8 protein-coding genes are annotated in these 15,611 nt (G+C 62.5%); 1 reads left to right on the top strand and 7 read right to left on the bottom strand.

Annotated features, from left to right (window positions below):
- Positions 1–15: 15 nt before the first annotated feature.
- Positions 16–768 carry a LuxR C-terminal-related transcriptional regulator gene (locus tag ABDK06_RS01965; protein WP_394938367.1) on the bottom strand — a complete coding sequence of 251 codons (753 nt, stop codon included), beginning with the start codon at positions 766–768 and terminating at the stop codon, positions 16–18.
- A gap of 237 nt (positions 769–1,005) precedes the next feature.
- Between ABDK06_RS01965 and ABDK06_RS01970 the strand changes: the two genes are divergently transcribed.
- Positions 1,006–8,559: a choice-of-anchor G family protein gene (locus ABDK06_RS01970; protein ID WP_394938369.1), complete on the top strand. Its 7,554-nt coding sequence runs from the start codon at positions 1,006–1,008 to the stop codon at positions 8,557–8,559.
- Between the two features lie 132 nt (positions 8,560–8,691).
- Here ABDK06_RS01970 and smc read toward each other — a convergent pair whose 3' ends face one another.
- From smc to coaD, 6 genes are all read right to left on the bottom strand, one after another.
- A complete protein-coding gene (smc, locus tag ABDK06_RS01975; protein ID WP_394938371.1) occupies positions 8,692–12,282 on the bottom strand; it encodes a chromosome segregation protein SMC in 3,591 nt (1,196 codons plus the stop codon).
- Positions 12,283–12,397: 115 nt separating this feature from the next.
- On the bottom strand, positions 12,398–13,363 hold the full coding sequence (mutM, locus tag ABDK06_RS01980; protein ID WP_394938373.1) for a bifunctional DNA-formamidopyrimidine glycosylase/DNA-(apurinic or apyrimidinic site) lyase: 966 nt from the start codon (positions 13,361–13,363) through the stop codon (positions 12,398–12,400).
- Entirely contained in the window at positions 13,363–14,073 is a 711-nt protein-coding gene (rnc, locus tag ABDK06_RS01985) for a ribonuclease III (protein WP_394938375.1), read from the bottom strand. The genes mutM and rnc overlap by 1 nt, the downstream gene beginning before the upstream one ends.
- Before the next feature lie 37 nt (positions 14,074–14,110).
- Positions 14,111–14,314: a 50S ribosomal protein L32 gene (gene rpmF, locus ABDK06_RS01990; protein WP_179388368.1), complete on the bottom strand. Its 204-nt coding sequence runs from the start codon at positions 14,312–14,314 to the stop codon at positions 14,111–14,113.
- A 63-nt stretch (positions 14,315–14,377) separates the two neighbouring features.
- On the bottom strand, positions 14,378–14,878 hold the full coding sequence (locus tag ABDK06_RS01995; RefSeq protein WP_394938378.1) for a YceD family protein: 501 nt from the start codon (positions 14,876–14,878) through the stop codon (positions 14,378–14,380).
- A 167-nt stretch (positions 14,879–15,045) separates the two neighbouring features.
- On the bottom strand, positions 15,046–15,525 hold the full coding sequence (gene coaD, locus ABDK06_RS02000; protein ID WP_394938380.1) for a pantetheine-phosphate adenylyltransferase: 480 nt from the start codon (positions 15,523–15,525) through the stop codon (positions 15,046–15,048).
- Between the last annotated feature and the right edge of the window lie 86 nt (positions 15,526–15,611).

The following is a 15,611-nucleotide window of genomic DNA, read 5'->3' on the forward strand; positions in this document are numbered from 1 at the left end:
AGACGGTGAAAATGCTCAGGCGCTTCCCGGGTCAGCAACCTCGGTGACGTCGAAAAGCCCGGCGTTGTCGGCGGCAACGGCGAGCTGAACTCGATTGTCGATCCCCACGCTGCGCATGATCTGGGCCAGATGAGCTTTGACCGTGGCTTCACTGATGTGGAGCAGATTTCCGATTTGGCCATTGGTGAGCCCGCTGGCAATAGCCTGCACAATGCGCCGGTCACGGGCATTAAGCGCGTGGAATCGCTCTGATTGCGGAGTTGTTCCGCGATGTATTGAACTACCGCGAACATTCTGCGGAGGAGAAGAGAAAACCACTCCTCCGGCATTAACCACTCGAATTATCGAGGCAATGTCCTCCAGCATGCAGCGCTTATCCAAAAAACTGCTCACTCCGGCCTCAACAAAAGAGTCCATAGTGCTCAAAGCTTCAAGAGAAGCCAGAATAATGACGCGGGTTCTGGCGCCGGATAATTTGAGAGCCTGTAGAACGGTGTGACAGGATTCCGTTCCTATTTCGGTATCGACCACCGCAATATCGGGCCGTTCCATCTGAAGACGACGGATTGCTTCGGTTTCAGTGCGGCTAATGCCGCTTACTTCAATAAAACCCGCACTTGCAAAGAGCTGCCCGAGGCCGAGTCTGGTCAAGAAATTACCGCCCGCGATGTGGACCCTTATCGGTCCTAACTCAAGAGCGGGCTCGTGCGCTTTAGCATCCTCATCAGCCGGTGATCCGACTGAACGAGGAGCAGACTGAAGGCCCACGACAGCTCCTTAACGTTTGGCCCCCAACGGAATACCGGTACAAATAACAGCGTACTGGTATATCCGACTCTTTCACCAGATGGTTATCAACTCGTAATGAGTTAAGACTATCGGTTAGTTTTGGCCCCTGAATATGTCCAAGTGGCTAGAGAACTGTATCCGCATGGTTAGGAACCTCGAACTCCCCCAATGACACGCTGTAAATTAGCCAATTTAATATTCACGCCAATGAGGGGAATGACGGTGAAAACCATCGGAAAAACTGGGGAGGTCCGCACCGGTCGAAAGACTTGGATCGGACGTTTGGTGGCGGGGGTAGCCACCGCGGCGCTGATAGCGCTACCACTTTCGCCAGCTCAGGCAGCTGGCCCAACTGTTTCTCAGGCACTCGGGAAATTTTTCGGGGGCCAAGTATTGGGGGTCAATCTCGACAGCATCGCAGCTCTGAATGGCTCTCTGGCCGACAATCCGAACGGGGCTCATCCGCTCGGACCCAATAACCAACTGAGTGTCTCCGCACTGGGCTTGAATCTGAGCCTCGGCGGGGCACTCAATCTTTTAGGCGGCGTCAATCCGCTTTTGGCGGTCGGCCCGGCCGCGCAATACTCCAAAGCCGCAAATAATGGTGACGCGGTCGCCGCCTCAGGCGCGGTCAGTGATCAGGGCGCTATCTCGGTGGGTGCCCCCGGCACTCCCCCGGCTGACGCACATCTCGATCTGGGGCCCGTGCTGGACACTGTGCCGGCCCTCAAAGCAATTCTCTCCACCGCACGAGTCGACGTCGGAGCTCTGGCCTCTCAAGCTCAGCAGATCGGTGGAGCCCCGCCTACCAGCCAGTACACTCTCGCTGATTTGAAAGTGCAGCTCACCTCCCCTGCCCTGGGTAATATCTACAGCACCCTGCGTGATCAGGTGGTGGCACCCACCTCACAGGCCCTGCAAGCCTTCGCTACCGCACTCACCGCGATCAATATCGATCTGAATGTGATCGCGCTACGTGCGCAGGGCTCGGTCAGCACGGTGCTGCCCGACCTTTCCACGGTGCTGCCGAGCGGTTTCGTGAACGGCAACGTCGACAACGGGATCTCCATCAATCTCTCGACGGGAGCGGTGATCGTTGATCTGGCCAAGATCCTCACCGCCAACGGCATCGACATCAACAATCTGCCGCCGAACTCACAGTTGTTCACCGGACCGATAGCCAACGCCATCGCCACCGGGATCACCTCGACGCTGACCGATATTGTGCAGGGCACGGTGCAGCGGCTGACCGCTGCTGTCAATTCGATTCGGGTCACCGGTTCGCTGACCATCTCGAGCCTGGGCACTACCCTGGGCACCGTCGCGATTGACGGCTCTCTGGCTCAGATTCAGGACAACACCTCGGTGATCGTTTCCGGCAACGTCGCCGGCCTGAACCTCGGAGTGCTGAACACTCTGCTCAAGCCGCTGCTTCGGCCCGCCGTCAGCACACTTCTCACCACGGTGAACAATATTCAAACCACGGTGATCCAACCGATCATCAATGGTGCCTCCGCCTTGGTCGCCCCCATCCTGAGCGCACTTAATCAACTGGTTCCGGTGCGGGCCAACGTGCAGCCCGGAGTCGGTGATCTAGGAGCGGGCAGCTTCACCGTGCGTGCCCTGGAAATCGGCATCCTCAATCTGGCTGCCGTCAATTTCGCATCCTCCACAGTGCACGGCACAGCGGTAGCCGTACTGCATCCGCAGCTTGGGGCCAATCCGAGTACCGTCGAGCAGAATGCCACTACAGAGATCACCGGTACCGGGTTCGCTCCAGGTGATACGGTGACCGTCACCTTGCCCGCTGCCCCCGGAATTCCAGCGACAGTGCTGAGCGCTACCACCGATGCCAGCGGAAATCTCGGGCCGGTGAGTTTGCCGGTCCCCGCTGACTATCCGCTCGGCCCGGTCACCGTGGTGGTTCACCCCACCGATAGCAATGTCACCGCTGATCCGACGGTGCAACTCACCGTGATCAAGCACGTTTACAACACCTCGCTGACCGCTAGTCCGGCTTCCCTGCCGCAGGGCGGAACCACCACGATCAGTGGCACCGGCTATGCACCGGGTGAAACAGTCACCGTCTCGGGCCCCTGCGTGGTGCCCGCTGTCACGGTCACCGTCGGTCAGGACGGTTCGTTCACGGTTCCGGTCGCGCTGAGCGCGAGCTGCCCGGAGGGTCCGACCACGATCACCGCTGAGGGCAGCGTCTCGCAAACTCCCGCCAGCATTCCAGTGACGATCTCCGGACCTGCTTACAACACATCGCTGACCGTGACACCGCAGGCCATCCCGCAGGGCAGCTTCCCGGAGATCTCCGGAAACGGCTTCGCACCGGGTGAAAGCGTCACGGTGACCCTGCCCGCGAAGGACGGCGTCGGCCCGGTAGAGCTTGGTGGCATCACCACTGACGGCGACGGGACCTTCAGCACGCCGCTGATGGTTCCTGCAACCTATCCGCTCGGATCCGTGACCATTACGGGTGTCGGGGATGAGTCGAACACTCCGGCGAGCGCACAGGTGAGCGTCGTCCCGGCTGGTCCGGCCGCACTGAGCGCCAGCCCGGTCTCGGTCGTGCAGGGCGGGACCACACAGATCTCCGGCACGAATTTCCAAGCCGGGGAGAACGTCCACCTCACCCTCCCAGCAGCGGCTCCGGCAGCTGAATCAGCGGTGGATGCCACTGCGGACTCCGCGGGTAACTTCACCGCTACCCTGACGGTCCCACAGAACCACCCGGTGGGTGCCAGCTTCCCGGTCAATGCCACTGGCGACCAGGGCTCAGCTGCCTCAACCGATCTAGCCATCACCAAGGGCACCTGGAACACCGCGATCACCGCGACCCCCGCGACCGCTCCCCAGGGTTCGACCACGACGGTGAGCGGCACCGGCTTCACGCCGGGTGAAAGCGTCACCGTGAGCTTGCCCGCTAAGGATGGGGTCGGACCGGTGAATGCCACCGATGTTCTGGTGGGCGGCGATGGCAGCTTCAGCACCGCGCTGACGGTCCCCAGCGACTATCCGCTGGGCAGCGTTGATATCTCGGCGAGCGGCCCGGTCTCCGACACTCCGGCGGCCACCACGCTGAACATCGTGGCAGCTGGTCCAGCGAGCCTGAGTGCTGCTCCGGCTACGGTTCCACAGGGCGGCATTAGCCAGGTCTCCGGAACGAACTTCAAGGCCGGAGAGAACGTCACCATCACCTTGCCCTCCTCGGCACCGGCTGCTGCGGTCACGGTGAATGCCACGGCGAACTCCGCCGGTAATTTCAGCATTCCGCTGACGGTGCCGCAGAACCATCCGACGGGTGCCACTTTCCCGATTACTGCAAGCGGTGATCAGGACTCGGCAGCGGCCACGAATATCGGGATCAGCAAAGGCACCTGGAACACCGCTATCACCGCCACGCCCAGCGAGGTGGCGCAAAGCGGTGAACTGACGGTTTCCGGTACCGGTTTCGGGGCCGGTGAAGCCGTCACGGTCACCCTTCCCGAGAAAGACGGGGTTGGACCGATCACGGTGCCGAACGTGCAAGTGGGTGAGAACGGCAGTTTCAACGCGACGTTGATCGTGCCAGCCAACTACCCACTGGGCTCGGCGGACATCACCGCAGAAGGGCCTGTTTCAGACACCGCGGCCACCACGCCAATCCAGATTGTCGCTTCCGGGCCCGCCGCCATCACCGCGGATCCGGCTCAGGTGCCACAAGGCGCCTCCACCACGATCACCGGCACCGGTTACGGCGCGGGTGAAGCACTCACTGTATCGCTGCCCGCAGCAGATCCCGCAGCAGCCGTGAGCCTTCCGGTCACTGCCAATAGCGCCGGGCAGTTCAGTGCGGTACTGACGGTTCCGAAGAACCATCCGGTAGCAACCGGCGTGACGGTGAGTGTCAATGGTCCCGACCATCAAGCGGAGACCCCGATCGACGTCACCAAGGGTGACTGGGCGACGACCATCAGCCTCTCCCCCACCACCGTGCCGCAGAACTCCGCGGCCACGGTATCGGGCACCGGCTTCGCCGCCGGCGAGTCGGTAACGGTGACCCTGCCGGAGAAGGACGGAGTGGGGCCGGTCAACGCCACCACCACTGTCACTCCGGACGGCACCCTGGCTCCGGTCGATCTCACGGTTCCGCAGAGCTATCCGCTCGGTGCGGTCACCCTGAGTGCCGCCGGATCGGTCTCCGACACTCCGGCCACCGCCGAGGCTACGGTTGCCCCTTCCGGAGCACCGGCCCTCAGCGCGGTTCCTGCCTCGATTCCGCAGGGCGAGAGCAGTCAGATCGCTGGAACGAACTTCAAAGCCGGTGAGAACGTGACGGTGACGCTGCCAGCAGCGACACCAGCGAACGCGGTGACGCTCAGCGCCACGGCTAATAGCGCGGGCCAGTTCGCCGTCGCTCTGACCGTGCCACAGAACCACCCAGTGGCCAGCGGCATCGTGATCAGTGGCACGGGAGATCAGGCGAGCACAGCTGAGACCACAATCGACGTCACCAAAGGCAGCTGGAACACCGCGGTCACCGCGACTCCGGTCAGTGTTCCTCAGGGGATTCCGACCACTATTGACGGCACCGGCTTCGCTGCGGGTGAGGAAGTCACCGTGACGCTACCCGAAGCTGCCGGAGTCGGACCGGTGGTCATCGCCGATGTTCCGGTCGCCGCTGATGGCAGCTTCAGCACTCCGCTCACGGTTCCTGCGAACTACCCGCAAGGGCCGGCCACGGTCAGCGTACTCGGACCGGTCTCGGATACTCCGGCCACCGTACAGCTGAGTGTGCTGCCTGCTGGTTCGCCGAGTATCAGTGCCGATCCGGCCAGTGTTCCGCAAGGCGGCAGCACTCAGCTCAACGGCACCAATTTCACCGCCGGTGAAAATGTCACCCTGACACTGCCGGCAGCTGATCCGGCGAGCGAGGTCACGGTGAATGCCACCGCTGATCCGGCCGGTAACTTCAGCGTCGCTCTCGGAGTGCCGATGAATCACCCGGTGGGAGCTTCGTTCCCGGTCAATGCCACTGGCGATCAGGGCGCGGAATCCGCGACCAGCCTCGAGGTCACCAAGGGCACCTGGACTACCGCGGTGACCGCGAATCCCCTCGATGTGCCGCAGGGCACGGCGACCACGATCAGCGGCAGCGGCTTCGCGGTGGGTGAGAAAGTCACCCTGACGCTGCCCGCCAAGGACGGCGTCGGTCCAGTGACCGTGCCGGATCTGCTGGTAGCCGGCGACGGTTCTTTCAGCGGTTCGCTCACGGTGCCGGCCGACTACCCGCAGGGAACGGCAACGCTCAGCGCGGTCGGTACGGTCTCGGATACCCCGGCGACTGTCGATCTGAATGTGGTTCCCGGCGGACCGGCCAGCTTGAGTGCAGACCCAAGCTCGGTGGCGCAGGGCTCCAGTACGATCGTCAACGGTACCAACTACGGCCCAGCTGAGCAGATCACAGTCAGCATTCCGGCCGCGGATCCGGCGGAGGCGAGCAGCGTGACGGCGACGGCGAACAGCGCCGGGAAGTTCACCGCGACGCTGCCAATTCCGCAGAACCACCCGGTGGCCAGCGGTGTCATAGTCAGTGGAAATGGTCCCGGCCATCAGGCTGAGACGACCCTCGAGGTGACCAAGGGAAGCTGGAATACCGCGGTCTCCGCGACACCGTTTGATGTGCCGCAGAACAGCCCGACGACGGTCAGCGGCAGCGGCTTCGCGGTGGGTGAGAAGGTTACCCTGACCTTGCCTGCAGCCGGTGATGCCGCAGCGGTCGTGGTGCCGGATGTCACGGTCGCCGCCGATGGCAGCTTCAGTGCCGCGCTGACCGTTCCGGCGAACTACCCGCAGGGTAATGCCACGATCAACGTGGCCGGCCCGGTCTCCGATACCCCGGCGAACGCTGGAATCAATGTGGTTCCCGGCGGACCGGCGGCGCTCAGCGCCACCCCCGTCCAGGTCCCGCAAGGAACCGAGGTGACTCTGAACGGTGTGAACTACGGCGGCAACGAAGTTGTCACGGTGACCCTGCCGGCAGCCGCTCCCGCGGCGGCCGTAACGGTTCCGGTGACCGCCAGTAGTGCTGGAACGTTCAGCGTTTCATTGACGGTTCCGAAGAACCATCCGGTGGCCACGGGCGTCCAGATCGCCGGAAACGGCGCTGATCACCAGGCTGATGCCACGATCGACGTCACCAAGGGTGATTGGTCGCCAACGGTCAGCAGCAACCCGGCTGAGGTGCCTCAAGGAACCGCGACAACGGTCAGTGGAACCGGCTTCGCTGCCGTTGAGACAGTCACCGTGACGCTACCCGAGGCAGCAGGTGTCGGCCCGGTCACCGCAACGGCTACCGTGGCCGAAGACGGCACCTTCAGCGCCTCACTGACCGTTCCGGCTGGTTACCCGCAGGGAGCCGCAACGCTCAGCGCCGTCGGATCGGTCTCCGATACCCCTGCCAGTGCCGAAATCACCGTAGCTGCCGCCGGGCCGGCGAGCATCTCCACCGATCCGGCAGTGTCTCAAGGCGGCACCACGCAGGTCGCCGGGACGAATTTCAAGCCCGGCGAGAATGTTGTCCTCACCTTGCCAGCTGATGCTCCAGCCGCAGCCGTCACCGTGAATGCGGTAGCGGATCCGGCAGGTAACTTCAGCGTCCCGTTCGAGGTGCCGAAGAATCACCCGACGGGTCCGTCGTTCACCCTGACCGCTGCCGGTGACGCGGATAGCACCGCTTCTACCACCTTTGAGATCACCAAGGGTGATTGGGCGATCAGCGTCACTGCAGCACCCTCCGCGGTTCCGCAAGGTGCTAGCACCTCGGTTGCCGGAACGGGCTTCGCGGCCGGTGAAACGGTCGAGCTGACTCTGCCCGCCAAGGATGGGGTCGGTCCGGTCACCGGAAGCGGAGTCGTCGCGGCTGACGGCTCACTGCCGGAAGTGCTGCTGACTGTTCCCACGGATTACCCGCTCGGAGCAGCCGAGGTGAGCGCGGTCGGTGATGTTTCGCAGACGGCTAGCGACGCCCCGATCACGGTGGAAGCTGCCGGTGCCCCAGTTATCAGCAGCGATCAGGCAGATGTTCCGCAGGGCGCCTCCACCAAGATTCACGGCCGAAACTTCAAGGCCGGGGCTTTGGTCAGGATCGCTCTCCCCGCGGCTGCACCGGCCGCGGCGAGCACTGTCGAAGGGACGGCGAACTCGGCCGGACAGTTCGAAGCGGCGCTGGGAGTGCCCCAGAACCATCCGCTCGAGCAGGGGGTCACCGTCACCGCGACGAACCCTCAAATCACGCCGAGCCCGACCGCGAAGATCAATGTGGTGAAGGGCAATTGGGCACCGAAGATCACGGCTAACCCGAGCACTCTCACTCCGGGCAGCACGACCGAGATCGATGGTTCCGGCTTCGCCGCCGGTGAGAAGCTCACCATCACGCTGCCGGCCAAGGGCGGTTCGGGACCGGTCACGGTGTCGAATGTTCCGGTCGACGCGCAGGGCAGCTTCGATCCGCCGCTGAGCATTCCCGGAGACTACCCGCTGGGTGATGTTCAGATCTCCGCAATCGGCCCGGTCTCAGCCACCGAGGCGGTGACCACGGTGAAGATCGTGGCCAAGCCGACGGTCGTGAAGCCCGGTGGGAATGTTCCCGGCGGCCAACTGCCCGGCGGTGAGTTGCCGAACACCGGCGTAGCCGGGCTGGCGATCCTGCTCACCATCAGCGCGGCGATCCTCGCCCTGGGCGGTGCAACGCTGCTGATGAACCGGCGCCGCACCAGCTAGGCGTCGGCTAGCTGATCGAAGGGCTGTGGCACTCATCGGAAGGTGAGTGCCACAGCCCTTTCCACTGAAAAGCTGAACGATCTCAGAGAGCTGGTAACGCTCGGGGCAGGCAAGGGGGACGGCGACAGTCACTCAGGCGTCGACGACGAGCCGTTGACTGATCACCGTGGAAACGCCGTCGCCGCGCATCGTGACGCCGTAGAGAGCATCGGCGACTTCCATGGTGCGCTTCTGGTGGGTGATCACGATCAGTTGGCTGGATTCACGGAGCTCTTCGAAAATGGTGATGAGCCTCCCCAGGTTCGTGTCATCCAGGGCAGCCTCAACCTCATCCATCACATAGAAGGGAGAAGGGCGAGCCTTGAAGATCGCCACCAGCAGGGCCACCGCCGTAAGTGAGCGCTCACCGCCGGAAAGCAGCGACAGACGTTTGATCTTCTTACCCGCCGGACGGGCCTCGACCTCGATGCCTGTGGTCAGCATGTCCTCCGGGTTTGTCAGCACCAGTCGGCCTTCGCCGCCCGGGAAGAGTCTGCCGAAGACCCTTTCGAACTGAGCCGCGGTGTCGGCGTAGGCGGCGCTGAAGACCTGCTCTACCCGTTCATCGACTTCACGGATGATATCGAGCAGATCCTTGCGGCTTGATTTGAGGTCCTCGAGTTGACTGGAGAGGAATTGATGACGTTCCTCCAGAGCCGCGAATTCTTCCAGAGCCAAGGGGTTGACCTTGCCCAGTGCGGCCAGATCTCGCTCCGCCCGCTTGAGCCGTTTCTCTTGCTCCGCTCGGTCAAAGGGGGTGCCTTCCCGGATCGCCTGGCCTGCTTCGTCAACCGGGACCCTGAGTGCAGCCCATTTATCGGTCACTTCGCCCGGACCTAGGGGCACCAGGGTGTCCGGGCCGTACTCAGTCACCAAATGCTCCGCGGTGAGCCCGAGTTCCTCAATGGCTCGGTTCTCCAGGGCTTCGATCCGCAGGCGTTGCTGCGTGCGAGCCAGCTCGTCTCGGTGCACCGAATCGGTCAGCTCGGCCAACTCGGTGGAGTGCGCGTCGTTCTGAGTGCGCACCGTGTTCAGATCGGCTTCGCGCAGCGCACGCATCTCCTCTGCGGCGTCGCGCTCCCGCCCTGCTGAGTCGATCGAAACATCGGCGTGGGCGAGCGCCAGCGCCACGGCCTGAGCCACGGCGGCGGCTTTCCGGGCTTGAAACTGGCGGAGTTTGGCGCGCTCGGCGGCTTGGGCTCTGGCCTGCCGTTCGGTTCTGGCCGCTCGTTCCAGCGAGGCGGCCCGGTTCGCCGTGCTAGTGAGTTGCTCCTCCGCGCTGCGCAAGCCCAGCCGGGCCTCCATTTCGGCTGCTCGAGCAGCGGTGGCCGCGGCGGCGAGTTCGTCGCGCAAAGTCGTCGAGGGCTCTTCCTCATCCGGTGCGTTCTGCGCAGCAGCCAGACGCTGGGAGATCTCTTCCAAGCTCTTCTGCTCTTCTGCGATATGGCTCTTCGCCCGCTCGATCGCCTGATCGCTGCGCTCGCTCTCAGCCACCGCGGATCTGAGCGTGGTGCCCAGGTGCCCCAGACGCTCGGCGACCGAGGCCAGTCTGGCATCAGATTCGTGCAGCCTTTCAAGAGCGGCCTCCGCATTGGCCCGAGCCGAATCATGCTGCGCTTTAGCCCCGGCCAGTTCGAAACCGCAGCTTTCCAGCTGTGCGGTGAGTTCCTCGATCCGCGTTTCGGCCTCTTCGACGGAGGCCAGTAGCTCCAGCTGCGAGGGAGCGGAGGTCGAGCCGCCTCGTACGATCAGCGCGGTGAAGACATCGCCCGCAGTGGTCACCGCGGTCAGTTCGGCAGCTTGAGAGATGACCGCCTGCGCCTGCTCTAGATCCTCGACGATCACCACGGCGTGCAGGGCATTGCTGATCGCGGCCTCGATGCTACGCTGCGCCGTGACCACCGATAGTGCGGTGACCGCTCCAGGGACGGCGTCCACGGCTTTCGGGCTGGCGGATTTCCTGCCTGCCGCCGCCCCGGGGAGCAGTAGTTCCAGCCGGCCGGCGTCCTGGTCCTTGGCCCAGGCCACTGCTCCGGCTGCGGCCCGAAGATCTGCCACCGCAACGGCGTCGGCCAATGAGCCGAGGGCTGCGGCAATCGCCGCTTCATAACCGGGTGTCACCGAGATCAGCTCGGAGACGCTGCTCAGCACCCCTTGCTGCCCGGCGGCGAGCAGCAGTTCACCGCCGTCCTTGCGCTGCAAGCCAATGCGCAAAGCGTCACGACGCGCGATCAGGGACTCGCGTTCTCGCTCGGCGGCCTGCTGTCGAGCGGTCAGCTCGGTTATTTTTCCAGTGATCTCCTCGAGCGCCTCACTGGCCTCCTCATAATCGGAGTCCAGCGACTCCTCGCCTTCCTCAACCCCGGCAATCTGAGATTCTAGGGCGGTAAATTCTTGCTGCGCAGTGACCCTGCGCTGCTCTGCCGCGGACTGCGCCTCGTGGAGCCTGCCGAGTTCCGCCTCAGCGGCCTCCACCCGGGAGCGGGCGGCCCCCACCTGCCCAGCGAGTCGCGCCAGCCCTTCGCGGCGATCGGCGGCGGCCCGCAGAATGGCCGTCAGTCGCTGCTCTTCTGCCTTCGCCGCTGCTTCCGCCTCGGCACGGCTGGCCACGCTGGTAGCGAGCTCTTCACGCCGAGCTGCCGACTCGCTTTTCAATTCGGCTTCTTCAGCGCGAACGTTCGCTGCCTGTTGCTCAAGTTTCTCCGGGTCGCGTCCAGGTTCTTGGGCGACGTCTGAGGAACCCAGCAGCCGACGTCGTTCCGCAGCCAAGTTCCCTAAGGAACGCAGCCGCTCACGGTGCGAAGAAAGCTGATACCAGGTCTCCCTGGCCGCGTTGAGCAGAGGCGTCGCCTGAGCGGCGAGCTGCTCCAACTCAGCCTGCCGGGTGCGCCCCTGTTCCAGTGCCGCTTCCACCTCGGCACGGCGGGCCTTGAGCGCGGTTTCGTCGGCGACTTCCTGTTCCAGAGTGCTTCGCAGTTGCACCAGATCATCCGCGAGCAACCTGGCCCGCGCATCCCGCACCTCGAATTGCACGCTTTGCGCCCGGCGAGCCACTTCGGCCTGTTTGCCCAAGGGAGTGAGCTGTCGCCTGATCTCGCTGGTTAGATCGCTCAACCGGGTCAGATTCGCCTGCATGGCTTCGAGCTTGCGCAGGGTCTTCTCTTTGCGACGGCGGTGCTTCAGGATCCCAGCGGCCTCTTCGATGAAACCACGGCGATCTTCCGGGGTGGCGTGCAGCACCTTGTCCAGCTGCCCCTGGCCGACGATGACGTGCATCTCCCGGCCCAGCCCGGAATCGGAGAGTAGTTCCTGAATGTCCAGCAGCCTCGCGGTCGTCCCGTTGATCGCATACTCACTGCCCCCTGTCCGGAAGAGCGTCCGGGAGATAGTGACCTCGCTATAGTCGATGGGCAGCGCGCCATCGGCGTTGTCAATGGTGAGTGAGACTTGCGCTCTGCCCAGCGGAGGACGCCCGGCGGTACCAGCGAAAATGACATCTTCCATCTTCCCGCCACGCAGAGTTTTGGCACCCTGCTCGCCCATCACCCAGGCCAGAGCATCCACCACATTGGACTTGCCCGAACCGTTCGGGCCGACGACGGCGGTTACCCCGGGTTCGAAGTCAAAGGTCGTTGCGGAGGCAAAGGACTTGAAGCCTCGGAGCGTGAGGCTCTTCAAATGCACTTAAGACCCGTCTCTACTCAAAGTGTTTCCTGAACGTCTGCACCATCACTAAAGCTTATGGGCAATAATCTACTGGTTTAGCAACCGAAACCGCGTTATTTGGCGGGAGTGAAGATCACCAATGTCCATTTCGCGGAGTGCGCTGGCAGCTCGGGCAGAAATAGGAGGAGCGATTCATAAAGGTATCCCGTCGAATCAGGGTCAGTACGCCTGCTGACTCGCAGCGCTGACAGGGCTCGTTCTCCCTGCCGTAGGCATTGAGCGAGCGCTCGAAATAACCCGAGGAGCCGTTCACATTGACGTAGAGCGAGTCGAAGCTGGTGCCTCCGGCAGCTAGCGCCCGCAGCATCACGGCTTTCGCGTTGTCAATCAATTCAGCCAGTTCGCGATCACGCAGCGTCTCAGTGGCTCTGGCGTAGTGCAGTTTGCTGGCCCAAAGCGCCTCGTCCGCGTAGATGTTACCGATCCCGGAGATCAGCGATTGGTCCAACAGGGCCCTCTTCAAACCGGTTTTACGGCGCTTAATGGCGCTCTGGAAGGCTGCGAGTGAAAAGGCTGGATCTAGCGGATCACGTGCGATATGCGCGGCTTCGGCGGCGATCAAGGGCTCAGCGGTTGAGTGCTCGCCCTGTTCGCCGCCGGGCAGGCCATCCGTGGTAGGAATCAATGAAGTGACGAAGAGACCGCCGAAAATACGCTGATCGATGAACCGCAGCTCCGCTGGTTCTGAGCCGTCGAGCCGGAGCCTCACCCGGAGATGCTTCTCATCGACCTGTCCGGTGTTCTGCAAGACCAGTTGGCCGCTCATTCCGAGGTGAGCCATCAAGGCGACTCGGTTGAGAGGGGTGGCGGAGCCCTGAGAGATCGGAGCGGGATCGCTCAACGGTAGCCAGAGGAACTTTCCGCGTCGCACCACTGAATCGACGCGCGCGCCGAGAAGCTGCCCGCTGAAATCCTCGGCTCCCAGCACATGTCGCCTGATCGACCGCGGATCCAGGACTTCGACGTCGGTGATCTGACGGCCGGCAACCCAGCGTTCCAGACCCCGGCGAACCACTTCAACTTCGGGGAGCTCAGGCATTAGCTCTGTTTGCTGTGAAGTTCGCGCCAGCTATTAGCGGCAGCCTCTTGCTCGGCTTCTTTTTTGGAATTCCCGATGCCGCTGGAATAACGGCTTGCGCCCATGAGCAAAGTCGCCTGATAGGTGCGCGCGTGATCGGGACCGTCACCAACCACCTCGTAGCGCACCTGACCGAGCCCGTTATTGGCTGCGTACTCTTGAATACTGGTTTTCCAGTCGGTCGCGGCCCCCAGGGCCCCGGCGTCCTGCAAGAGCGAACCGACCAGTCTGAGCACGAGCTTCCTTGCCACCTCGATGCCCTGGCAAATATAGGTGGCGCCGATCAGCGCCTCCATGGTGTCGGCCAGAATGGAGGCTTTATTCTTTCCATCGGTCAGCAACTCGCCTTGGCCGAGCAGAATGAAATCACCGATGCCGAGTTCTCGGCCCACGGCGGCTAGCGCACGGGTGCTCACCACGGCTGAACGGCGCTTTGCCAGCTCGCCTTCGGCTAACTCAGGGTGATCCCTGAACAAGGCGTCGGTCACGGAGAAGCCCAGCACGGAGTCACCCAAGAACTCAAGGCGCTCATTGGTGGGCAGACCGCCGTGCTCATAGGCATAAGAACGATGCGTTAAGGCAAGACGAAGCGTCTCGGTGTCGATATGGACGCCGAGACGCTTCAGAAGCTCTTGATGTTCTGGTGCTACAGATCGATGAGACGAAGGCATACTGACCTAAGACTGCTGTCTAAATGGCAGCAGTCGTTTAGACGTCAGCGACCTTGCGGCCCTTGTATTCCAGGAACAGTGCGGTGCCCGCAGAGTCGGTGACTACCTTTGCCTGGTGAGGCAGCGAGTAGGTAACCCGACCGTTTTCGACGGTCTTGACCAGGTTAGGCGCAGTGGCCTTCCACTGGGCACGACGGGCGCGCGTATTGGCACGGGACATCTTCCGCTTGGGAACAGCCACGGCGAACTCTTTTCTCTCTTCGCGCTCCGGACTCTTGATCCGGTGGCGCAGTTACGGCTAAAACTAGTTGTCTTGATTCTTTGTCAGATCGCTCAACGCGGCCCAACGAGGGTCCAAGTCCTCGTGGTGGTGACCAGGATTATCCGCCAGTCTGATTCCGCATTCGGAACACAGGCCTTTGCAATTCTCTTGGCACACCGGCTGGAAAGGCAGTGCAGTGACTACCACATCCCGCAGCAGTGGTTCGAGATCGATGGTGTCGTTCTCAACCAGGCGCTGCTCGTCGTCCATAGTCTCGGTGTCGTCTTCCTTCGCTGCTCGCACCGGGGCGAGGCCTTCGAAGAAAAACATCTCCTGAATATCGACGCTGAGGTCATACGCAAGGGGATCTAGGCATCGGCTGCACTCGCCCACAACGTGGACCTGCGCGCTTCCCGAAACAAAGATTCCTTCGTGTACGGACTCCAGGCTCAACTCCAGATCAATCTCTGACCCTTCCTGAACCCCGATCAATGCAAGCTCGAGATCACTCGGCGCTGGCACGGCTTCCACCAGGGTTCTCATAGTGCCTGGGCTGCGCGCAATATCCTTGATTGCAACTACCAGTGGTGAACCCGGATGTGACCGTTGGCTCGCGTTGATAAGAACTCCTGAAGAAAACATATGACCGACGTATTATCTTAGCCTGAAAGCCTCCCCGCCCTCAAACTGTCGCCGCGCTCGGCGTTTCGTCAGTCTTTTTTTAGCTCCGCTAAACGCCGCTGAACGGCACGCGGCACATAGTCGGAGACGTCACCGCCCAGCGAAGCCACTTCTTTGATCATGGTGGAGGACAGGTGCAAGTAGCGGGCCTCCCCCGCGAGGAAAATCGTCTCAACGCCGCTGAGCTGCCGATTCATCGTCGCCATCGGAACCTCGTAGTCGAAGTCAGAAGAGGATCTCAATCCTTTGACGATGGCGCTGGCCCCGCGTTGACGGCAATAGCTGGCCAGCAGTCCCTGCCCCATCGGCTCTATCACAATGCCCCGCAATGCGGCTAAGGTCTCCTGAGCCATGTCAAGGCGCTGCTCGAGGGTGAAGAGATAGTTCTTCGAATAGTTCGTCGAGATCGCCACGATCACCTCATCGAAGAGACCGGCGGCGCGCGCGATCACCTCGAGGTGTCCATTGTGGATCGGATCGAAAGATCCGGGGCAGACGGCTCGGCGCATGCATTTAATCTATCCTCTCTTTACCGGCCTGCGCCGCTCCATCTCGCAATGTTGCAGAAAAGACTTCGCTTTCCACTGCTGGGCCG

Source organism: Psychromicrobium ferritrahens, assembly GCF_043789415.1.
Classification (GTDB): Bacteria; Actinomycetota; Actinomycetes; order Actinomycetales; family Micrococcaceae; genus Renibacterium.